Source organism: Natronospira bacteriovora (assembly GCF_030848495.1).
GTDB lineage: Bacteria > Pseudomonadota > Gammaproteobacteria > Natronospirales > Natronospiraceae > Natronospira > Natronospira bacteriovora.
Map to the genome: position 1 here is coordinate 21,800 of NZ_JAVDDT010000006.1, position 22,981 is coordinate 44,780.

Annotated in this window: 18 protein-coding genes; 4 read left to right on the forward strand and 14 right to left on the reverse strand. The window is 59.2% G+C overall.

Going from position 1 to position 22,981, the window contains the following annotated elements; translation table 11 throughout:
- Nucleotides 1-7: 7 nt before the first annotated feature.
- From RBH19_RS09580 to RBH19_RS09610, 7 genes are all read right to left on the reverse strand, one after another.
- Nucleotides 8-577 (reverse strand): hypothetical protein, encoded by a 570-nt coding sequence (locus RBH19_RS09580; protein ID WP_306728626.1) that lies wholly within the window; start codon nt 575-577, stop codon nt 8-10.
- Nucleotides 574-1,680 (reverse strand): hypothetical protein, encoded by a 1,107-nt coding sequence (locus RBH19_RS09585; RefSeq protein WP_306728627.1) that lies wholly within the window; start codon nt 1,678-1,680, stop codon nt 574-576. Before RBH19_RS09585 ends, RBH19_RS09580 begins: the two co-directional genes overlap by 4 nt.
- Before the next feature lie 28 nt (nt 1,681-1,708).
- Nucleotides 1,709-3,010 (reverse strand): UDP-N-acetyl-D-mannosamine dehydrogenase, encoded by a 1,302-nt coding sequence (wecC, locus tag RBH19_RS09590; protein ID WP_306728628.1) that lies wholly within the window; start codon nt 3,008-3,010, stop codon nt 1,709-1,711.
- Entirely contained in the window at nt 3,000-3,356 is a 357-nt protein-coding gene (locus RBH19_RS09595; RefSeq protein WP_306728629.1) for a four helix bundle protein, read from the reverse strand. Before RBH19_RS09595 ends, wecC begins: the two co-directional genes overlap by 11 nt.
- A gap of 94 nt (nt 3,357-3,450) precedes the next feature.
- Nucleotides 3,451-4,578 (reverse strand): non-hydrolyzing UDP-N-acetylglucosamine 2-epimerase, encoded by a 1,128-nt coding sequence (wecB, locus tag RBH19_RS09600; RefSeq protein WP_306728630.1) that lies wholly within the window; start codon nt 4,576-4,578, stop codon nt 3,451-3,453.
- Between the two features lie 199 nt (nt 4,579-4,777).
- A complete protein-coding gene (locus RBH19_RS09605) occupies nt 4,778-5,440 on the reverse strand; it encodes a polysaccharide deacetylase family protein (RefSeq protein ID WP_306728631.1) in 663 nt (220 codons plus the stop codon).
- Nucleotides 5,433-6,161: a sulfotransferase family protein gene (locus RBH19_RS09610; protein WP_306728632.1), complete on the reverse strand. Its 729-nt coding sequence runs from the start codon at nt 6,159-6,161 to the stop codon at nt 5,433-5,435. Before RBH19_RS09610 ends, RBH19_RS09605 begins: the two co-directional genes overlap by 8 nt.
- A 262-nt stretch (nt 6,162-6,423) precedes the next feature.
- Here RBH19_RS09610 and RBH19_RS09615 point away from each other — a divergent pair, with 262 nt between their 5' ends.
- Genes RBH19_RS09615 through RBH19_RS09625 form a run of 3 tightly spaced genes read left to right on the forward strand, consistent with a single transcriptional unit; the run spans nt 6,424 to nt 11,515 of the window.
- Complete coding sequence (locus tag RBH19_RS09615) at nt 6,424-8,970, forward strand: glycosyltransferase (RefSeq protein ID WP_306728633.1); 2,547 nt, start codon at nt 6,424-6,426, stop codon at nt 8,968-8,970.
- 23 nt (nt 8,971-8,993) lie between these two features.
- Nucleotides 8,994-9,854: a sulfotransferase gene (locus RBH19_RS09620; RefSeq protein ID WP_306728634.1), complete on the forward strand. Its 861-nt coding sequence runs from the start codon at nt 8,994-8,996 to the stop codon at nt 9,852-9,854.
- A gap of 26 nt (nt 9,855-9,880) precedes the next feature.
- A complete protein-coding gene (locus RBH19_RS09625; protein WP_306728635.1) occupies nt 9,881-11,515 on the forward strand; it encodes a tetratricopeptide repeat protein in 1,635 nt (544 codons plus the stop codon).
- On the opposite strand, the gene RBH19_RS09630 is transcribed toward RBH19_RS09625, so the two are convergent.
- From RBH19_RS09630 to RBH19_RS09645, 4 genes are all read right to left on the reverse strand, one after another.
- Nucleotides 11,510-13,258: a hypothetical protein gene (locus RBH19_RS09630; RefSeq protein WP_306728636.1), complete on the reverse strand. Its 1,749-nt coding sequence runs from the start codon at nt 13,256-13,258 to the stop codon at nt 11,510-11,512. The two genes, RBH19_RS09625 and RBH19_RS09630, sit on opposite strands and share 6 nt — an antisense overlap.
- 88 nt (nt 13,259-13,346) lie before the next feature.
- Nucleotides 13,347-15,065, reverse strand: a complete 1,719-nt coding sequence (locus RBH19_RS09635; protein WP_306728637.1) for a bifunctional sulfate adenylyltransferase/adenylylsulfate kinase — start codon at nt 15,063-15,065, stop codon at nt 13,347-13,349.
- A gap of 67 nt (nt 15,066-15,132) precedes the next feature.
- Entirely contained in the window at nt 15,133-15,537 is a 405-nt protein-coding gene (locus RBH19_RS09640; protein ID WP_306728638.1) for a GxxExxY protein, read from the reverse strand.
- A gap of 70 nt (nt 15,538-15,607) precedes the next feature.
- Complete coding sequence (locus tag RBH19_RS09645; protein WP_306728639.1) at nt 15,608-17,377, reverse strand: SLC13 family permease; 1,770 nt, start codon at nt 17,375-17,377, stop codon at nt 15,608-15,610.
- 258 nt (nt 17,378-17,635) lie between these two features.
- Here RBH19_RS09645 and RBH19_RS09650 point away from each other — a divergent pair, with 258 nt between their 5' ends.
- Entirely contained in the window at nt 17,636-18,544 is a 909-nt protein-coding gene (locus tag RBH19_RS09650) for a hypothetical protein (RefSeq protein WP_306728640.1), read from the forward strand.
- Between the two features lie 17 nt (nt 18,545-18,561).
- Here RBH19_RS09650 and RBH19_RS09655 read toward each other — a convergent pair whose 3' ends face one another.
- The 3 genes from RBH19_RS09655 to RBH19_RS09665 form a co-directional block, all read right to left on the reverse strand.
- Nucleotides 18,562-21,438 carry a glycosyltransferase gene (locus tag RBH19_RS09655; RefSeq protein ID WP_306728641.1) on the reverse strand — a complete coding sequence of 959 codons (2,877 nt, stop codon included), beginning with the start codon at nt 21,436-21,438 and terminating at the stop codon, nt 18,562-18,564.
- A gap of 76 nt (nt 21,439-21,514) precedes the next feature.
- Entirely contained in the window at nt 21,515-22,498 is a 984-nt protein-coding gene (gene galE, locus RBH19_RS09660) for a UDP-glucose 4-epimerase GalE (protein ID WP_306728642.1), read from the reverse strand.
- On the reverse strand, nt 22,498-22,980 hold the full coding sequence (locus tag RBH19_RS09665; protein WP_306728643.1) for a GDP-mannose mannosyl hydrolase: 483 nt from the start codon (nt 22,978-22,980) through the stop codon (nt 22,498-22,500). Before RBH19_RS09665 ends, galE begins: the two co-directional genes overlap by 1 nt.
- Between the last annotated feature and the right edge of the window lies 1 nt (nt 22,981).

The following is a 22,981-nucleotide window of genomic DNA, read 5'->3' on the forward strand; positions in this document are numbered from 1 at the left end:
CCGAGGGTCAGGTCTGATCATCCAGCAAGGCTTTACATTCCGCCCCGGGGGCAAGGCCCGCACTGGCGGGCACGGCAAGGGCATTCCGATAACGCCAGGCGAGATAGCGTTTCTTGCGCAGGCGATAGGACTCCCCGTCCCCGGACGATTCGGCGTTGGCCAGGTCAGGCAGGTACTCCACCAGCCAGCCCAGGCGTGAATACCAGGCGAAATCCGCCACATCCGTCACCAACACGGGCACACAATCCGGCACCGAAGCCAGCACCTTACGAAAGCCCGCACAGGCCCTGTGCAGCTCCTCACGCGCCATGCCTTCCGCCCAGATGAGCAGCACCCCGGCATCGACGGCGGCGTTGCCATGCTTCAATTCGGCGCGCCAGAATTCCTCCGGGCGCGGTGGACGATACAGACCGGTCAAGCGCAGGAGATTCCCCGCCAGCCCGCGCAGGGCAAAGTAAACACCCGCCGGGCGGGGCCGGCGCGGCAAGGCATAGGCACGGAAAGCCACCTCATCGTGCTCCTCCGCAAGCGCATCCAGAGCCAGCCGCAGGGCCAGGGTTTCATCCGTCAGCGTCATGGTTCCTTCCCCTCCCCCGTGAGCGCCAGGATTTCCCGGGCGGCCATCCCCGCACCGTCCATGGACAGTTTGCGCGGTGACGCCGGGGTCTCACTCAAGGCAAGCAGATCGTCGACAGCCGCTCGGCGCTGATCCGGCGTTTCGCAGTCGGAAACAACGGCTCGGGAATGGGCTGCCACCATGTGCGCACGGCGCGCCTGGTCATCCACCAGCTCCCGGTTCGGCACCAGCAAGGCCGGCACGCCTGACTGCACCACTTCACAGCTGCTGTTGTAGCCCGCTGCCGCCACCAGGTAATCGAAGGCATGCAGGTAACGCAGCAACGGGTAAAGGGAAACGGACATCACTCCCTCGGGCAGGGCAATATCACGGATCGAAATCGGCGCCCGTGCCCAGACCGGCTGTATGCCCTTGTCCAGGAAGGTGTCGATCAGGCCCAGCCCAATATCACTGACATCCTTGAGGTTGCCAGGCCCGAGGGAAAAGAGGGCATAGCGCTTCTCCGGCTCAAGCTCCAGATGTTTCCGGGCGGATTCCCGGTCAAGCAACTCCTCATCATCCAGCAAGGTCACCGGTGGCACCCGCACCTTGCGCCCGGCACCACTGTGGTTCAGTTCGGCAAAGCCATCACCCAGCTCGCCCGGCTCGATCACCAGATCAAAGAGGCCTTCGTCCACCGGCACCGGCTCCATGTCTGCCTTGTGCAGACCACGGTTGGACCACACCATCCGCCGCACACCATGGGCACGGCAGGCGGTGAGAAAGCCCTGAAAGGGCCAGGTGCCATCAAAGACCACCGTATCCGGCTGAACCTGTTCCAGCATGAGCCCGAAGCGAAACGCCAGCTCCTGATTCCAGGCATTGGATTCGGCCAGCGACCAGAAGGGAGAAACGAAATAATCCCCCTCAAAGCCCATGTCATGGATCATTTCCATGGCCGAACTGAGGGAAAAGAACACCGGCCGGGCCCGATCTTTCATACGGCGGGCATAGGCCAGACAACGATTCATGTGACCCAGGCCGGAGCCATTGATGTTGAAGAAGAGGACGGTCGGCCCGGCCGCACCCTTCCGGTTCATGTCACGCTGTTCATCACTCACCATGATGTGCTCCAGCTTGACCCATGCCCCGTCAGGATCGGGCCATGCCGTTGAGCCCCAGCAGATTCACCACATCAATCATGCGCGCCAGATCCAGCCGCCGACCGTTGAGGTCTTCCTGCAGTGCCGTATGCGCCACCAGGGCCACACTAAGATCGGCCTGCTCCAGGGCGTCATCAAGGCTAACCAGTCTCACATTGCTGCAGTCGGCAAGCTCCGGGGGCAGGGCATTCACATGAGGCTCCACCGCCAGCACCGTCAACCGCGAGTGCTCGGCCAGCAACTGGACCACCTGTACTGCGGGGCTGGAACGAAGGTCTTCCACATTGGGCTTGAAGGCCAGGCCGAGACAGGCAACGGTCACCTCACCGTCGGGCAAGGCCTGCATCACCTGTTGAGCCACGAAGACAGGCTTGTATTCATTCACCTCGCGCGCTGTTGTCATCAGGCGGGCGAGCTCCGGGGCCGAAGCAATCAGAAACCAGGGGTCCACGGCAATACAATGCCCCCCGACGCCAACCCCCGGCTGCAGGATATCCACGCGCGGATGACGGTTGGCGAGCTCAATCAACTCCCAGGGATCAATGCCGTGCTGCTCGCAGACCAGGGAAAGCTCATTGGCGAAGGCAATGTTCACATCCCGATAGGCATTCTCGGCCAGCTTGCACATCTCCGCCGTGCGCACATTCGTGCGAACAAGTTCGCCGCGCACGAAGCGCCGATACAGATCGCAGGCGGCATCGGCGCAGCGGCTGGTCATGCCCCCGATGATGCGGTCATTGCCCACCAGCTCCTGCAAGACCCGCCCCGGCAGCACCCGTTCCGGGCAGTGCGCCACCCGGATATCGGCTTCCTGCCCGGCCTTGTGCGGAAAACTGAGATCCGGACGTTCCTCGCCCAGCCAGGCACACAACTGCTCCGTGGTGCCCACCGGACAGGTGGATTCCAGGATCACCGTATTGCCGGCCTCCAGCAAAGGCGCCAGGCTCCGTGCCGCCGCTTCCACATGGCTGAGATCCGGCTGACGCGCCTCACCCAGCGGCGTAGGCACGGCAATGATGAACACATCGGCCGGCTGCGGCTCGACAAAACACCGCAACCGCCCGGCCTGAACCACACTCCGCACCACAATATCCAGATCCGGCTCGGCGAACTGGATCTCCCCGCGATTGATGGTATCCACCACCGAATCGACAATATCCACCCCAACGACCTCAAGCCCCCGCGAAGCCATCACCGCCGCCGTCGGCAGACCGATATAGCCCAAGCCCATTACGCAAACCCGGGTGGGTTTGGAGGACTGAGGACTGAGGACTGAGGACTTAGAGGACATCCTGCTTCTGCCTTATTAATCCGCCGAGAAGGGAAAAAACCGTATCAAGCTGGTCAGTCAGCTCGGCATCAGGCCGGCTAAAACCAAGCTCGTTGGCAATGATAACCTGAGTCTCCAATTCCGCGAGCGATCCCCTGGCCATAACCAGGAAACGAACCATGTCAGCCGATGTTGCCCGCGCTGCTCCCTCACTGATGTTACTGGGAACCGAAACGGCGGCCCGGCGCATCTGGCTCATGAGCCCGTATCGCTCGTCCGCTGGAAATTGCCCTGTGAAACGATAGACCAGTTTTACCAGGGTCACCGCTTCCTGCCATGCACGTAGTTTGTGGTGGGCGCGTGTCATTTGATTCTCCCCCCATTTTTTGGACGAGTGAGGCGTTAGGCGTTAGGGAAAACAGTTCGTTGCCCCACTGCCTTCCCGCCTTTCACCTCACGCCTTACCCCTTACGCCTCACTCGTAACAAAACGTCAACAATCCTCTCCGCCGCCTTCCCATCCCCATAAGGGTTATGTGCCCTCGCCATCGCCTCATAGGCCCCCTGATCACCCAGCAAGCGTTCCACCTCGCTCACGATCCGCTTCGTATCGGTACCGACCAACGCCACCGTGCCCGCCTCGATGGCCTCCGGACGCTCGGTACGTTCGCGCATCACCAGCACCGGCTTGCCCAGGGTGGGGGCTTCTTCCTGGATGCCGCCGGAATCGGTCAGGATCAGATGGGCACGGGACATGAGATAGACGAAGGGGAGATACCCCTGGGGCTCGATGAGGTGGACGTTGGGCAAATCTCCCAGATGCCTGTGAACAGGCCCGGCCACCTGGGGGTTGAGGTGGACCGGATACACGATCTGGAGATCAGGGCGTTCGGCCAGGGAGGCGATGGCCCGGCAGATGTTTTCGAAACCATTGCCGAGATTCTCGCGGCGATGGCCGGTCACCAGAAGAAGGCGACGGTCAGGATCGAGAAAATCGAAACCGGCGGCCAGTTCCGCTCCCAGCGCTTCATCGGCGGCAATGGAATCGCGAATCTGAACCAGGGCATCCACTACCGTATTGCCGGTGACATGCACCTGATCCGGGGCGATGCCCTCGGCCAGCAGGGCCTTTCTGGCGCCTTCGGTGGGGGTAAAGTGCATGTCTGCCATGGCGGAGGTGACTTTGCGGTTGGCCTCCTCCGGCCAGGGGGAAAAAATATCCCCGGTACGCAGACCGGCCTCCACATGCGCCACCGGCACCCGCGCATAATAGGCCGCCAGCGTAGCGGCCAGCGTGGTGGTGGTATCCCCATGCACCAGCACCCGATCCGGCTTCACCTCGGCCAGCACGTCCCGCAGGCCCACCAGCACCGCCGTGGTGATGTCGGTCAGATCCTGATCCTTGCGCATGATGCCCAGATCCAGATCCGGCGTGATGTTCATCAGCGACAGCACCTGATCCAGCATGGTGCGATGCTGCCCGGTTACGCAGACGCGGGATTCGACCCCGGCCCGTTCGGCAAGCACACGGACCACAGGCGCCATCTTGATCGCCTCCGGCCTCGTACCGAAGACCGACAGAATTCGCATCCCTGACTCCTACAAGAAATGTGCCGAGCACCAAGTTTACTTGCGCGATCCGTCGTGGGGGTAGAAGCTGTCACGTTCGGGACTTCAAGGCACTCAGATCACGACTCAAAAAACATTGCCTCTCGACTACCATCAATAGCAGCGCCATTCCCCGCGCCACATGCTGTTTTTCCGTGGAAATTACCCGCGAAGCCCGAAATCAGGGCATCAATTTGTCCGCGAAGACAAACTCGTAACCAGAAGCCTTCATCCATTTCACATACGTTCTAAAGCGGTCGATACAATCATCTTCCCAATGGTTGCCCGGATGAATCTGAACAATGAACGGGTGGCGGCGCCGGATGAAGGGACGGCTGAGCTTCATTGCCCTGTCCAGACCGAATTTTCGATCGGTATCAGGCACATCACAGGTGATATTGAGATAACTGGGCAGGGACTTTATATCCGGATGCCAGGGAATATCATACGTACCGGAGATGCCCGGAAACTTCTTCAGGGCGTCAATCGTATTGGCATCATAGAGATTGAACGGCGCCCCAAACCATTTAGGCCTGACACCAATCACCTTCCGGCAGGCTTTCTGGCAGGCCTTGATCGCCTTCACCTGATCCTCAACGGAGGGCCCCAGAAACTCGGCACTGTCTTCCTCTCGCCAATGTCTATCCCCATGATTCCACACTTCCACATTCGCCATATTCAGGCGATTCCGCACAGATCCCGAAATGCCTTTTTCGATAAGGTTCCGTGCTATGACCCCGACAGCGACCGGCACGTCCTCTTCCGCGCAAGCATCCAGGAAGGGCAGCCATTTCTTGGCGTTGTTGAAGCGAAAATCATCGGCTTTGATATGGACCTTACTCATGGGACAAGGCCTCCTGGTAGCGCTTCCACCAGCGACTGGCATCAATTCCAAGATGACGCTCCAGGCAATCGATGTCGACCTTCAGTTCCCTGGCGAAACGCCGATCATCGTCCCTGGAAAAGGAAAGGGAATCCGCCCCTGCATCCTTTCTTCTGGGGTTGGCATGTACCTCTTCAATTTCCAGGCGCCCCTTGTCCAGATCAAGAAAGTCACACACACGCTCAATGAATGCGGGTTGATCATTGATAAACTCTTCGAAAATACCGAGAAAGACCCGCGACTGACCAAATAGCTGTATATACGGGGCTATCTGCGTGAAATAGCGGCTGTAGCTGAGCATATTCCCGAGCTTTCCGGACCCCCGCCAATCATCTACCGTTATATTCTCCTTGCGGGCGATAGCATGGGCAACGTTTGACTCCAGCCTCTCTACCGGATCACGCATCATGTAGATGATTCGGGAGTCCGGGTTGAAGTCGAACAGTGTCTGCGGGATATGCTTGAAACCCGGGTACTTTGAATATTGGGTGGTTCCGTCCAGGCAGACCCGCGTATCAGGGCCGATTTCGAACAGATCGGCGTAGGGCTTGCGGTTATGCGGCTCCAGGAAGTAGTCGAGCTCTTTCTTCTTGGGCGTCGCTACGTGAGCATGCTTGGCAAGCGCTTTGTAAAGGGTGTTGGTGCCACATTTCATCGCACCAATCAGAAAAACGTTTCGCATAGAGGCAGTTCCGTCTTTCCAGTCACATTGCCCAGTGGTATTGGCAAGAAATAGCGTCGAGGAGAGCAGCCGTTCATCATACCGGGAATTTCGGCAGGCACCCAGCCTGGGGCGGCCGCCAACGCCGGCAATCGGACGTTCAGGGCCATCGGCCCGGAGGGCAACATCGCGTATAATTTGGCAGTTTGGGGCATACGCCTTTGACTAACAAGCCAAGGCGAAGATAACACACTGTTTTAAAAGCAAAAGGTCTCTCCCTGAAATGGCAATAGCGCGCTCATCCGCACGATTCCTGCTGCAGGTTGTTCCGAATCCGGTAAAACGTGGCCTGCGGGCCATGCTGCCTAAGGGCCTGTACGGCGTTTTCGTTCGCCTGACCCGTGGAGAACCCCTTTTTTGGCGACGCCCTCCCAAAACGGCCAGAGCTGCGGCATCCCAGGCCTCGGCATTGGACACAAAGCTTTGGGGGGGATTTTCCAAAATTGCCACGGACGAACTTGAGATCCTGCGTCTTTCACCTACCTCAACACCCGCCGAGGCGATTAACGCGGCTTTGAGCCTGGCACGATTCTATGCCGCCGACGATCAACATGAAAAAGCGCTGGATCGGCTTGCCATGGTTCGGGCCGCCAGCCCTTCTCTCGGCCGCCAGAATCGGGTCCGCCTGATCTCCGTTCACAGTCTGCTGGCGCTCGGCCGTATCCAAGAGGCCCGTCACCTGCTGGACCTGACCCTGACCCATGGAAAACCCAATGACGGCCATGCCTGCGCCGCCATGGCCTCCAGTTATGTAGTTGAGTCTCGCAACGGTGACCTGCCCGCCGAAGACGCACATCGCGCCTACCTGGACTGGATGAACCGCCCGCTGCGAGCCGCTGGTTTCGCGGGGATTGGCCTGCGTGACGCGGACAGGGGGCTGCGCCTGAACAATCTGGTAGCAGCCGACCCGGTTCCGCGTCCGGAAGATATGTCGGTCAAAGTCAGCGTCCTCATGGCAGCCTACAACGGTGAGGACAACCTCGGGATGGCTGCCCGCAGCATCCTTGAGCAGAGCTGGGAGAACCTGGAACTCGTGATTGTCGATGATGCCAGTACCGATGACACATGGCGCATCATCGAGTCCCTCATGGCCGAGGATTCCCGGGTCGTGGGCATAAGGCAGGAGCAGAACGGCGGCGCCTATGTTGCGCGCAATACCGCCCTGCAGCACGCAAGTGGCGATTATGTCGTCGTCAACGACGCTGATGACTGGGCCCATCCACAGAAAATCGAAACCCAGATGCTCACGCAGCTCGCAAAAGACGCTCCGCTCAGTAATATGAGCTTCCGCGTCCGCATTGACCCTGAGATGGTGGCCCAGCCCCGTCTGGACAGCCCTCACGTTCCGATCATTCACAACGACTATTCCGCTCTTATGCTCAAGCGCGAGCGTGCGCTGGAAATGGGCGGCTGGGACAGCGTCCGCTTTTCCGCGGACGCGGAGTTCGTCGAGCGTCTGAGAGCGCTGGAAGGGGCCCACGCGGTGAAGAAGATTCACACCAACGTCCCCTTGTCTTTCTCGCTCTTTGACGGCAACAACCTCACCGCTTCCTCGGCGACCAGCATCTGGACAAATCGCTTTGGCTCCCGCCACGAGTATGTCCGCCACTTCCGAGAATGGCATCGAAGTGGCGACGACCTGCGCAAGAGCCGCCGGTCGCAAACCGATCCGTTCCCGGTCCCCGGAATCTCCTACTATGGCCCGAACAGCCGCCAGTCATTCGACGTTATCCTGGTTTCCGATTTTCGGCTTCCGGGTGGAACCACGCACTGCAATCTGGAATATATGCGCGAATTCACGCGCATGGGCCTCAAGGTGGCAATCCTGCCCTGGTCACGCTATGAACTGACCTATGAGCATGCGGCCAACAACAAGATCACCCAGCTCTGCCGGGAGCTGGGGATCGTCACCCTGGCTCACGGGGAAACAGCGGACTGTCAACTCCTGCTGATCCACCACCCGCCGATAATGATGCATAAGCCGGACCGGATCCCGGAGGTCAATGCCGAGCGGATTGCCATTCTCGCCAACCAGTCCGCCCAGCGCGTCCGAAGCGGCCCCAATGAGATGTACGAGCCCAGCGCGGTCCAGGCCGCTGTCGGAGACGCCTTTGGAAAGCCGGGCACCTGGATACCGATCTCGCCCGTTATCCGCTCACTCCTGGAAGCCGACCCCGCCTGCGGCCCGATCGCGGAGGAAGACTGGATTCCCATGCTGAACCTGTCCCACCTCAAGCGGGAGCCGAAATGGCGCGGTGACAAGCGCCCGGCGCCCGTGGCGGGCCGGCATTGCCGGGATCAGTGGATCAAATGGCCTGCCACAGCGGAAGCCACCGCTGCAGCCTATTGCGCAGGCGGGAAAGTTAAGCTGCACCTGATGGGCGGCGCGACAACCGCGATCCGGCAGCTCGGGGAAAAGCCCGCCAATTGGCGTGTGGACGACTTCGACACAGTCCCGGTGTCGGAATATGTCTCAAATCTGGACTTCTTTCTGCATTACATCCACGAGGATGCGATTGAAGCCTTCGGCCGCAATATTGCCGAAGCCATGGCGGCTGGCGTGCCCGTGATTTGTTCGCCATCGTTCCGGGATTGCTTCGGGGATGCGGCAATCTGCGTCGAGCCGGAAGCTGTGGAGGACACCATCTTCGAGCTATGGAATGATCCGGATGCATACCGGATCCAGGCCGAGGCCGGCCAGCGCTTTGTCGATGAGACTTGCGCGCCTGCTCGCCTGCAAGCCCGGTTTGAAAGGTTCATGGACAAATAGTCTTTTAAATAGGGAGCATGACCGTGATAGGACCCGATTTTTTGTGCATTGGCGCCCAGAAGGCAGGCACCCGCTGGCTCTATGACCAGCTACAATGGCACCCCGACTTCTGGATGCCCCCGATCAAGGAACTGCATTTCTTTGACGGACGATTCACAAAACACTTCACACAGCATTATGAAAGAATCTACCGTAATGCACTCAATGACCTCTCCAAGGTCAATGAACGCAGAAAGAAACAGGCCGGCCGCCCATTGGACGAAAGGGACAAGGACTTTCTGATCCGTGCAAAACGACTTGCAGATTCTGAGTCCCAATCGCTAGATGACTACCTCCGCCTGTTTGAGATGTCAGGAACGAAGATCACTGGCGATATCACGCCGGCTTATTCGATTCTCCGGAAGAACGAAATCAAACAGATCAGATCAGCGCTTCCAGCGTTGAAGATTATTTTTATTGTACGGGACCCAATAAGCCGAGTATGGAGTCACTACTGCATGCTCGAGAAAGAAGACAAGACATTCCCTTTCTCAGAGCTTACAGCCGACCGCTTCATGGAGTTCCTGAAACGCGATAATGTGATGGCACGCTCCTTTCCCAGCAAGACCATTACTCGATGGAAAGAGTATTACCCTAATATGCTGACCTGGCTATTCGATGACATCCGGGATCATCCGGATAGTTCACGGCAAGAAATCCTAAAATATCTCGGCGCTACGCCAGCCGCTGAAAAGATACCGATCGACAGCGACTTTAACAGGAAATCCAAAGGCAAGAAGCGCGAAATGCCGGAAGACATCAGGGCAATACTTGAGGAGTATTTCAAGAAAGAGATCGAGTGGTGCAAGGCCAACATTGGCGGCGCAACAAGCAGCTGGTCGTGACTCTAGATTAACGGACTAATCTCGCCATGCAATCATTGCTCACAAAACTCTTTCCGTCTAATGGCAAAAAAGTTCCGGCCCCGATGAACACTGAGTTCTGGCGGGCTAGATCAACGCTCGGCAGAAAAGAGATCAAAGCCCTTAATGAGTTAAACAACTCATTCACCGGGGTTACAGACGAAGCCGAGGCATTCACTCGCAATCGAGCGGCGATCGAAGCCATCGAGTTTCTGACCTCTGTCGTCTCGCATACGAGTAACACCAAAGAACTCAAACAGGCGATAGACTGGAAGATGAAACTGCTCTATCGTAGTCGTCGCTGGAAGGAGATCACAGACGAACTTGATCTCACCTACAAGCACCACCCTCACCTCCTCGATTCGAATTCAGTTTTCTACATCGCACGCGCCTTCTGGGAACTCGGCCAGTTTCGAAAAGCAGAGAGGTTTTTTCAACGCGCCGAGATCCCATCAGATGGTCATAAGCAGCGAATTTATGAGCGGTTCCGCCATGCTTGGTGGGTATCGAAGTCAGGGGTGGATTCTGCTGAGCTGCGTGACCCTGAGCGAATTGAATGGCATACGCTGAAGAAAACCGCTCTTGAATGGTATGAGCGGCATGACTTGGTTTTGGATGAGAGCGAGGTCGAACAGCTCCTCAAGCATTCGGTGAAAACGATTGAAGCGGCATACCGGTTCCACAAAACACGGCTACGCTCACATGACTTCCCAACAACCGATCATGTAGATGCCAGCCGCCTCATATTTGTCTCTGGCTTCGGCTGGTCCGGATCGGGTGCCGTCACCGCCTTCCTGGAAGATCACGACGAAGTGGCTCGAGTTTCCGATAAGGAGCTGGTCTGGACTCAGGGACGAACCAAGATACCGATGACCTCACTCGCCCAGATTTGGCCGGATGGTATATTTTCTGCCCCGCGCTTTGCAGATTTCATACAAACCGGACTTCTCGGTCTCCTCGACAGCAATAACACCAAGGGAAAAAGTGAACGTGTCTATCCTGTGTCACTACTTGGTGAATGTAGCGCACGAGGGATCGAAAGTGCCGCACTGGTCGAAATGATTAGCTCGTCACTCAACACCATGTCCCAGCAGAATCATCTAGGGGGTATTCTGACTTGTTTATCTCGATTGGTGACTGATTTGTTGACTTGGCACCTCCATGGCAGGGAGCTTGGTCTTCTCGACAACGCCATAATGACACCGAAGATACATGTGCTAAATCTTTTTCCAGGTGCGAAATCAATTGTTGTCAAAAGGAATCTTCCAGATCAGTACGCTGCTAGACGATTGGAATCGAGAAGGAGAGAGACGCCCAAGGTATTTGAGAAACAGATTTGGAATACGGTCAAGCGGTTCAATGACCGCGGGCGTCAGATTGCAGATCGCTCGCGAATTCTGCCCATTTCTTTCGAGCATTTCCTGGAAGACGAAAAGCTTAGACGCTACATTCTCGAATGGATCGATACCAAAGATACTTCTCCACCGAGGCCGAAACGATTCAACCCATCTGTATCGATCAAGAACGTGGGCATCGCCAGAGAGTTCTCAGGAAAAGAGTGGTACAAACGTTTCTCGGCCATGGATGAAGAACTGCCCTACAACGAGGTCTTCCGATTCGATTCAAGCATAACACGTTCATGATACATCTTTGAGACACGGGTTCTTGATGATTCGCGCAGCTGCAGCCATGGCGGCGCGGTACTTCCCCTGACCAATCATCTTCTCCATGATCGAAGAATCATTGGCTAAATGAATGTGGTCCGCGGTAAACCAGTCCGGGATATCCGATCGCCTTCCCCGCATCCGTTCGATCAAGCCTTCAATGTCCGCACGCTTGGCGGTTCTCGGGACGGGGACGCCCACTGGCTCCAAGCTCCATTTTGTCCAGCTCATTACGTAATGCCCCCCATCGGATCGCTGGACGACAGCCCCCGGCTTGAGATCGGGGTTGAATATCTGCATGGGCAACTTCGACAGGAGCGTGCGGATTACGTCCAGATCCGCTATCAATGTCTTATAAATCTGCTCGTCTTCACTGGTATCAACAGCGACACTGATTCGCTGGACATAGTCATCATTGAGGCGCTGATGGAGCAACCGTTTGGAGGTGCGGAACGCCTCGGACAGCGCCTGCGGAGGCGATACCGACCAGATAGCCTCCCGCAGCTTTAGGTTGGCACTCCGGAAATCTTTTTGCTTCAACGGCTCACCGTTACCGTAATCACAGATCTGGGCCTGAAACGGCGGCATCTCGAAACGACTCAAAACAGGCGGGGAGTTCAGAGCTTCACGAGGCACATGCTTGAACAGAAAATCCTCGTTTTCCAGCTTGTGGGATTCTTTCTCAGGAAACACCTGCATCTGCAGCTGGCCGGGAAACTCGCCTGGCACATCCTCGACCAAAATCCGGAAAGTGTTGACCCTGGGGATGGAAGAATCCTCCCATTGCACGTCCGGCTCATGTAGCTCCGGCTCGATACGCTGCAACTCGTGGCTGACTCTGTCCTGCCGTTGCGATTTGTCGAACAACTCCCGCAGGCTTCGGCTCAGCTTCGCCTCCTGTTTCTCTAGCTGTTGATCCCTGAAGACCAGCGCATTGACCGTGAGCCTCTCCTCATGCAGAGAAATCGAATCTGAAACGGCACTCTGCAGGCTTGTCAGTGCTTGCCTTAGCAGCAAGAATGAAAGAAGAGAGAGAAGAATGTTGGGGCCATCTCCCACAAGATAAGGATACAGGATGACGGCGAAGCCCAGGAAGAACACCATCGCCGACAGAATCGTCAAATAGTTCTTCGAAAAATTAACGATATAGCCGGAAAGACCGCGTGGTCTTGAAGAATCAAGGAAGCGGAGAACAGCCGCAGTGAAGCCAAACTGAAGGGTTAGCAATGCGACAACCGCTGCAGCGACCCCCGGGATCAGTACACTGATCAGAGCCAGGAACAGCAGGCTAAAGCTTAGATTGGAGGCAACACCGCCAAATCGAGAGTAGTAATCTCGTGCGGCGTCTATATGTCGGCTAACGACCGCTATCTCGTTCGCCTCCTGGAGTATGTCGATACTTCCTTTCTCGGACAGGCGCTTAACGGCGACCTCCAGCACGTGGGTCATGAGGTAGAAGACCACGGCCGCGATCGATAGGCCGATAATCCACTCCATCCGAAGGTCAGGATCGACAAAGAAGCGAAAATAGCGCGGCACACCCGGTGAGCCCGCCAGCAGAATCACTTTCAGCGGAATAAAGAAGGCCAGAATGCTGCAAACCCGCGCCAGGCCATGAGCGCCTATCAGTGTCAGCGTTGTGGCCGGCCGGGCTTTGATGAATACACCCAGTACGTCCCCAAGCCATTTCAGAAACGCACGGACTGCTTCCAATAGCTTCATTACCGGGCTCTCCGGAGGAGCGTTACATCGAAACGGCCGCCATCGCGGGCTGCACCCGCCATGGCGGCCAACCACTCATTCCGTCATTTCACTTGAAGTACCCAAGATTTTCCAGCTTCAGCAGTACCCGGTTGGCCGCCTCGTCCGGCGAACAATCCGCGGTATCGATCCGCAGCTCCGGGTTCTCCGGTTCTTCGTAGGGATCGCTGATGCCAGTGAATTCCTTGATGATGCCCTTGCGCGCTTTGGCATAGAGACCCTTGCGATCCCGCTCTTCACAGACTTCCAGTGCCGTGGCGACGTGTACTTCCACGAAACCACCCAGGGGCTCGATCATCTCCCGCACCTGACGACGGGTCTGGGTGTAAGGTGCAATCGGCGCACAGATGGCAATACCGCCATTCTTGGTGATCTCGCTGGCCACATAACCGATCCGGCGGATATTGATGTCCCGGTGCTCCTTGGAGAAGCCGAGCTCGCTGGAAAGATGCTTTCTGACCAGATCACCGTCCAGCAAGGTCACACGACGCCCCCCCTGTTCCATGAGCTTCACCATCAGGGCATTGGCAATGGTGGACTTGCCGGAGCCAGACAGCCCCGTGAAGAAGACCGTCAGGCCCTGCTCGTGCTTGGGCGGATGAGTTTTTCTGAGCTCCTCCACCACTTCCGGATAGGAGAACCACTCCGGAATATCCAGCCCTTCCTGCAGCCGTCGGCGCACTTCCGTACCGGAAAGCTTGAGCGCCGTCTCGTCGTCCTTCACTTCGTCAATGGGCGCGTACTCAGCCCGTTCCTTGACGTACACCATCATCTGGAAAGGCACCATCTCGATGCCCAGCTCTTCGGCGTATTCCTCCACCATCTCCTGGGCGTCGTAAGGCCCGTAGAGATCCTCGCCATCGGAGCCCTTGCCGGGCCCGGCATGGTCACGGCCAACGATAAAGTGCGTGCAGCCGTGGTTCTTGCGGATGATGGCGTGCCACACCGCTTCACGCGGCCCACCCATTCGCATGGCCAGCGGCAGCAGGCTCATGTGGGTGGTCTGCTCCGGATATCGACGCAGGATATGCTCGTAGCAACGCACCCGGGTGTAGTGATCGATATCCCCGGGCTTGGTCATGCCCACCACCGGATGGATCAGCAGATTGGCCTCAAGCTGCCGCGCGGCCCGTAAAGTGATTTCCTGGTGCGCCCGATGCATGGGGTTGCGGGTCTGGAAGGCCACCACCTTGTTCCAGCCGGACTTGGCGAAACGCTCCCGCAGCTCCTTCGGCGTTTCACGCAGGTGTTTGAAGTCGTAATGCGTGGGCGCTTCCAGGCCCTCGACCCGGCCGCCGAGATACACCGGCTGGGTGTTCTCCAGCAAATGGGCTACCCCGGGATGGGCCTTGTCGGTGGTGCCGAAGACCTTCTCGGCCTCCTTCTCCCGATCCGCCTCCCAGGCGTCCTCGACATTCAGAATCGCAATGACCACGCCCTCGCCATCACGCAGGGCAATCCGCGTACCGGTCTTTACGCCTTCGGCAAAATCCCGGCTCACATCCAGCATGATGGGCATGGGCCAGACCGTTCCATCCGCCAGCCGCATCTTCTCCACCACACTGTCGTAATCCGCCTTGCGCAGGAAGCCATCCAGCGGCGAAAAGCCCCCGGTCAGCATCAACTCCAAATCACAAAGCTGCCTATCGGTGAGATCCAGAGAAGGCAAATCCACGGCTTCCTTCTTCAAAGCCTCGGCCTTGTCCTCACCGACAAACAAATCCATCAACTTGCCACCATGCGGCTCAATCAAATGCGACTCACTCACAATCCAACTCCTGGTTAAATGCAAAAAACATTTGGTCTCGCGCAGAGACGCGGAGACGCAGAGAAATTCAGTCTGTAGCTGTGACCCCTGGTTCTGGCAGTCGGTTTACGCAGCGGACGATGCCGCGCTTGAGAACTGGTGCGCCGAAGTTCAGCAAATAGCCCAGGCGATAACCCATCAGATTGATGTACGTCTGAACCTGCTTTCGATGGGTCAGCGTTATCGTCTCCACGGACTTCAGCTCAAGCAGAACCTTATCGTTCACTATCAAATCGGCGCGAAACGCCTGTTCCAGTTCAATCCCCCGATAAACGATCGGGACCGGCACCTGCCGCTTCACGGACAACCCGGCTTCTTCCAGTTCGAAAGCGAGAGCGGTCTCATACACACTCTCCATCAATCCAGGCCCCAATCCTTCATGCACCCTAATCGATGCCCCAATCACCTGAGTCCCAATGGCATTCTCATCCACAACCTCCCCCCTTCCTTACAATTCTTTTCCCCTCAGCGTCTCAGCGTCTCTGCGCGAGATATATTTGAATTTAGAACCCCCAAACCAACGGTATAACCCCCACCGCCACAAGCCCCGTCAGAAGGGTCATGGGCAACCCGGCCTTGATGTAATCGTTGAACTGGTACCCACCCGGCCCGTAGACCATCAGGTTGGTCTGGTAGCCCATGGGCGTCATGAAGCTTGCCGAGGCGGCCATCATGATGGTCACCGCATAGGGGATGAAGCTCACCTCCAGCGACTGCGCCGCTGACAGGGCAATGGGAATCATGAGCACGGCGGCGGCGTTGTTCGTGATCACTGCCGTGAACAGTGCCGTGACCACATAAACCGCCAGCAGCGCCCCCCAGGGGCTGCCGCCGGCCATGCCCACCACGGCCCCGGCCACCATCTGGGCCAGGCCGGTTTCCTGCAGGGCCGCGCCGATACCGAAGGCGGCCCCGATCACGATCAGAATCTGCCAATCCACCTGTCGGCGGGCCACGCTGGCCGTGGTGCAGCGCATCACCAGCATGGCCCCCGCGGCCAGCAGGGCCGCCTGGAAGATCGAGAGCAGGCCCGTGGTGGCCGCCGCCACCATGCCCAGCAGAATCAACGCCGCCGGCAGGGCGCGCTCATGGCGGGGCGGGCTGGAATCCTGAATCTGGCTGACCAGATAGAAATCCCGGGAGAAACCATACTTGTCGGCGAAACCCGGCCGGGTCTCCAGAAACAGGGCATCCCCCGGCCGCAGTCGGATATCGCCGGGCTTTTCCTTCAACCGCCGCCCGCCACGGGCAACCGCAATGACCACCGCGTCATAACGGTTGCGGAATCGGCCCTCGCGGATGGTCTTGCCCACCAGCGGGCAGGTCTCGGAGACCACCGCTTCGACCATGGTGCGGTGGGCCCGCGGCCCATCGAGCTTGAACACCTGGTCGGTGGCCGGCACCAGGCCACGAATCTTCTGCAGCTCCACCACCGCGTCCGGCACCCCCACGAAGACCAGGCGGTCATCCGCCTCCAGGCGCTCATCCGGCGCCACCGCCGGGATCAGATCCCCTCGCCGATCAATCTCCACCAGGTAGGAACCTGCCAGATGCCGCAGGCCGGCCTCTTCGACGGTCTTGCCGACCAGAGGTCCCTCGCCTTGAACCAGCATCTCCACGGCGTACTCACGCGCATCCCGAACCTGGCGCGACAGCGACTCGCGGGCGGGAAACAGCCAGCGCCCGGCAACGAGCATCAACACCAGCCCCGCCAGCGCCACCGGCAGCCCCACCCAGGCAATCTCGAAAAAGCCCAGGCCCTCGTGGACTTCGTCTCGCAGAAGATAGCCATTCACGATCAGGGTCGTGCTGGTGCCGATAATCGTGCAGCCCCCACCCAAAATCGCCGCATAACTGAGTGGCATGAGGAGCTTGGAGCGCTGCAGGCCGAATTTCCCTGCCCACTCGCTGATGGTGGGGATCATCATCGCCACCACTGGAGTATTGTTGAGAAAGGCCGAAAAACCGGCCACAGGCAAGGTCACCCGCGCCTGGGCCCCGGCCTCGCCCCGGGGCCGACCAAGCAAGCGGGCCGCCAGCCACTGGGTGGCGCCGGTATCCCGCAGGCCCGCGACCACCACATACAGCACCGCCACCGTGGCCAGACCCTCGTTGGAAAAGCCCGACAGGGCCTGATCCGCCGAAATCACGCCGGCCACCAGTAGCAGGGTAAGCGCGCCCACGAACACGGCATCCACCGGCAGGCGGGTGAACATCAAAAGGCCCATCAGGCCCAGCACCACCCCGGCGGTGAGAACGGCTTCCACTCCCATGGAACTCCCTGATTTACCGTGAAAAGGCAAGAAAATCGCCGTCAATGGCGATAAAGGCAGCCATTATACGCGCTGCGGGTATCTCAGGAAATCGGCCGGAGGATCACCTCCGCGTCCCCCGAGACCCACGGCTACCGCAGCCACGCGAGGCAGGCAGTGCTCGGGTACAATACGAGCTCAATTCACGTGCCGATTGGGCGGGCACATCGCAAAAGCAGCCTGCCAGCATCGGTTCACAGCCTGTTTTAGATCCCAACCATGCCAAAGCCAGTTATTCGCTTCCATCTGGGCGCCCACAAGACGGCAACCACCTATATCCAGTCCCGGCTGCGGAGAAACCGCTCTCGCCTCGCTCGGCACGGCATTCACTTTGTCGATCTCTGGGCGAACGAAAAAACCGCCCGGCGGATGCGGGGATGGATCCGGCAGGTGGCATGGGAGAACCGGAACGGCAATCGCAAGAAGCTCGTAACCGCACTCCGTGATCTCGTTGAACAACTCCCGAATGGCCTTGAAGCCAACAACAGAAAAAGCATTATCCTGTCCTACGAGAATATTTTGGGCACCTACAACCTGGCACAGACACCCAGGCTCTACGACGAGCTGGAGCGGGGCCTCTCCATCCTTGACGAGGCCTTCGGCATCGACAACATGGAGTTCTTCTTTTCCTACCGCTCGATGGATCGATTCATCGAATCCTGCTACCTGCAATGCATCCATACACAAAAAGAAACCCGCCATTTCGATGAATGGTTCGCAGACATCGACATCAACGCCCTTTCATGGCTAGACGTCCTCACTCGACTCAGTCAGAGCATTGGCAAGGAACGGCTGTCGATATGGCCCTACGACGCATTCCGCGACAGGGAAACAGCAATATGGCAAGCGCTGCTCGGCCGGGAGCGCCCGAATGAGCTCCTCATCCGCAACGCAAGCAACCTGAACCCGTCGTTGACCAAAGAGGCGGTTGAATGCCTGAGAGTTGCCAATGGACTCTTCAAGGGAACAGACGCAAGAAATCTCAGCCGCTTCCTCAAGGAAAACCTGTCACCCGACAAAGGCTACTCGCCCGCCCGTTATCTCGATGAAGAACAACGGGACTCAATTGTCCGAATCACGGCCTTCGACACCGGAAAACTCGAAAAGCTGGCCTCTCCATTAGGCTGAGAAGGATCAAGCCACCGTCATCCCGTCCGTTCCGCGGCATGTACAGTGCCCAGGGCATTCCGAGCCAAAACAGACCGGAAATCGGCATCATCCCGGGCGCGCAGGGCGAGCAGCCGTTCCAGCGCACCGCCGCTGGAATAGAGGTAGCCGTTCCAGCCCGGCACCACATAGGCGGGAATCGTGCCGAGTGTCGGGGCAATTACCGGCACGCTCAACGAGAAAGCCTGGAACAGGGAGCCGGAGGTGAGGATGGCGCGGTAGCAGAGAAACGCGTAGTCCGCCGCCTGGATGATGCCTGCCAGCTCTTTTTCGGGGATAAAACGGTCGTCAACGACAAGCTGCCCGGCCGGGAGATCCTTCAGTCGCCGGCGGGCAGCGCGGGAGGCGAGCTTGCCGGCAATCACCAGCTTGAAGCAGGGGTTTTGCTCCATCACCCGCTGGAACACGGGCAGGTACTGCTCCAGGCCCTTGTAATCCTTCATGCTGCCAAAGGCCGTAACCACGAAATCCTCGGGCGAAAGACCCAGGGACGCCCGCAGACGCAGGCGTTCGGTATCCGTGATGGTGCGCCGGGGGTAACTGGGGTGCTCCCAGAGCCACAGCGGGGCCTCCTCCGGCAACCAGTCCAGCAGCGACCGCGCCATGGGGTGATGCAGATAGACCCGGTCTGCCAGACGGGCCAGCTCCCGGCGCAGCGTCCGTTCCTGTTCCGGCCAGCGCCCGGCATGGCTCAAGGCATTGTGAACCGTCCACCAGATGGCGACACCGCGCGCCCGGGCGGCTTCAAGCCGCGCCAGAAAGCGGCGCGTGCTGGCCGCCACTGCCGCCGGATCATCGCCAGTCAGGACCGGGTGAATCCAGTGCAGGTGCAGCACACAAGCGCCGTCGGCGTCCGGACTGAGGGCGTCGATGGCCTCCATCGAATCCAGGCCCTCCACCACCGTCCCGGCCGCGACCATGTCGCGATAGAGCAGACGCTGATAGGGATTGGCCTCGGAAAAATCGGGCCAGAACCACAACCGCGCCGGAGCGGTCTCGGCCGTGTCCCACACACGCAGCCCGCTCTCGACCCGGGCGGTGACCTCATCCAGCGGCCGCTCGAATCGATACACATCCTGAAAACCCGACCAGAAGGCGCCTTCATCCACCGCGTGGGCGTGCCGCAACAGGCCGTTCTCGGCCGACGACCGTCCCTGGCGCCGCTTGAGCAGGCCCAAGCCAATCAACGCCCGCACATCCCCGCTCTGGCTGTACAGATCCACCAGGGCATCACGCAGGATGAGCGCCGCACCCTCGCGTTCCTCTCCTTCGTCCGGCGTGGTACGCCAGGCATGCAGCACATCCACCAGACACACCAGGACGCCGCCAAGGTCGCGAATCTTGGCCGCACTGTGACGGGGATCGTCCAGCAACCAGTCCACGAAACCGGCCATGCCCAGGTAACGCGCACCAAGCCCTTCCACCAGTTCCCGGGCAGCATCTCCGGCCCGGCCCCGCAGATAACGATGGCCGCCGTGAATCAAGCGGGTCACAAGCTCCAGACAGGCACCGGTCGCCGCCAGCGCTTCCAGCTCGCGCACCCACAGGGCCATCGGCCAGCCCGGCCCGGCAAGCGGCGGGCGATCACCCCGGCCCGCCAGGGCCCCATAACGGGCGACGATTCGCTGATCAAAGGCGCTGGCCTCCGGGTTGGCCCGCCAATAGGAATCCGGCCGTTTCAGGTACAGGCCCAACGGCGTGGTGTCATGGGTAAAGCACACACCCTCGGCCCCCGCCCGCAACCAGAACTCCCAGTCCGCCGACGGCCCGTATTGTCGCTCCCGGAAATAACCATGAAAGGCATGCAGACGCCGACGCCAGACCGGCAGGCAATGGGGGATATTGCGCGAGGCCAGCCCCCCCGATGTGGACTTGAACAACTCACCCACCGAATACGCGGCATCAATCCCCGAACCAAACCACACCGGCAGCCCCTCGGACGCCGCCCATTCCAGATTGGGCGTTTCGGTCACCCGCAGGGCCGCGCTGGCCACATCAACACCTAGATCCTGCTCCAGACGCGCGGCCAGGTGCGAGACCTGCTCGGGCGCCCGCCGGTCATCGATATTGGCATTGGAGAGCAGCGGCGCCGTCGCCAGGCGCGCACACAGATTCCAGGTCTCGTACAAGCCCGGGTCACGCGGCAGGTTGATATACACACTGGCCGGATGCCGCCGGGCATGGGCCAGCAGGGCCCCGTGTTCATGGCCCCGGGATCCGGCCCGCACCAGGAAATGCTCACAGTCCTCATAGCCCGCCATTGCGGCCGAGTTGGCCAGAAAGCCATCCAGAAATTCGTCGCCGTTAAAGATTGAACTCAACAAGGCGACTCGGGGCCGGGCCGGTCGAAGTCCGGCTATCCATGACGCCACCCGTTCACGGCCGCCCGACACCGACAAACGCTCACAGACGGCGGCCAGCCCATCAAACGAGCGCTCGCCACTCGTCAGCTCGAAATAAAGCACCGGATCGATCGCCACGGGCAATCCACGCGGGAAGAGATGAAAACGGGAAAATGCCCCCAGCAACTTGCCGGAAAGACGCCCGGCATCAGACACGGCCACGAATTCCGCCCCCACATCCGGGAGCCCACCACCGGAAACGCAGCGAATCTCCGGCAAGCACCGGGCGAGCGAAGGCATCTCAAGCGCCTCCCTCACCTCATCGGCCACGGACTCACGCTCGAGACAGACCACCCCGCGCAATCCGCGTGATTGAAACAACAGGAAGAGCATGGACAGCCAGGCCAACTGCCCAAAGGCATCCAGCGCGGCATCCGACTGCCCCATATCCAGCCAGACGGAACAATCCACCGAAAGAGCGGGCGAATCGTCTAGTGAGAATTCACGCGTCACGGCAAGCATTCCCGAGCAAGCACAAGATTGGCATTCTACCTACCCCCGGCATTGCCCAGGAAGAACCGCGAAAGCACTACCAGCGTTTACCCTTTTGCTGCTCCCAGGCCCAGGCATGACGAATAATCTCCTCCAGCTCGGCATGCTCGGGCCGCCAACCCAGTTCCTCACGCGCAAGCCGGCTATCCGCCACCAACACCGCCGGGTCCCCCGCCCGACGCGGCCCGGACTCCACCGGAAAATCGCGCCCCGTCACGCGCCGGGCCGTCTCGATCACTTCGCGGATGGAATAGCCATTGCCATTCCCCAGGTTGAACGCCGCGCTCCGGCCATGCGCTTCCAGGTACTCAAGCGCCAGCCAATGGGCCTGAGCCAGGTCCCGAACATGGATATAGTCCCGCACGCAGGTGCCATCTTCGGTGTCGTAATCCTCGCCGAAGATGGCAATACTCTCTCGCCGACCGGATGCCGCCTGCAAGACGATGGGGATCAGATGCGTCTCCGGCTCATGCCGCTCGCCCAGCTCTCCATCGGGATCGGCCCCCGCCGCATTGAAGTAACGAAGGCAGACACTCTGCAGCCCGTAGGCAGAGGCGTAGTCAGTCAACAATTGTTCAACCAGCCACTTACTGCGGCCGTAGGGATTGATCGGCGCCTTGGGGTGCGCCTCGTCAATGGGCGTGTACTCCGGATCACCGAAAATGGCGGCCGTTGAGGAAAACACAAGCTTCTTCACGCCATGGCGCACCATGGCATCAAGCAAGACCAGGGTATTGCCCAGGTTATTGCGGAAATAGCTGGAAGGGTCCTTCACCGAGGCACCCACCTCAATGAAGGAAGCAAAGTTCATGACGGCATCAATTCGGTGCTCGGTGAACACCTTGTCTAGAAGCCTGATATCGCCAATATTTCCCTCAATCAGGAGACGGTCGGGCACGGCGTCGCGAAAGCCACCAGACAGATCGTCCAGCACCAGCACATCATGGCCCCGCTCGAGCAGGTACTTTACATTGTGCGAGCCAATATAACCGGCGCCGCCGGTGACCAGGACAGTTCCCATCAGCGATCTTTCCTTTCGCGGTTTGCCGCCAGCGATTCAATATAAGCGCGTGTATAAGGATGGACATCCTTTGCCTCGAGGGCCTCCTGCCACGACCACCAACGGTAGCGAGAATGCTGGTCATCCGGCAATTCCATCGGCAGGGTATCGAGTTCCAGCTCGTGGGCCAGAACGACATAGTGGGTGCTCGGCTCAGCGCCGAACACGCTGTCTTCGTAGTGGTGCTCGAAAAGCCCGAGGAAGCGGGCCCGATCCCTGTCGCACGGCACGCCAAGCTCCTCGCCAGTCAGGCGGCGAAAGGCCTCATCCAAATGCTCGCCCTTCATGATCCGCCCGCCTGGCACGAACCAATACCCCCGGGCCGGGCGGTTGCTACGCATGCCCAGCAGAATCTCATCCCGCCGATTGCGCACCACCAGGTCCATGGATACCAGCGGCGTGCCAGCCACCACGCTGCGGAATGTGGCGGAGTCCAGATACATG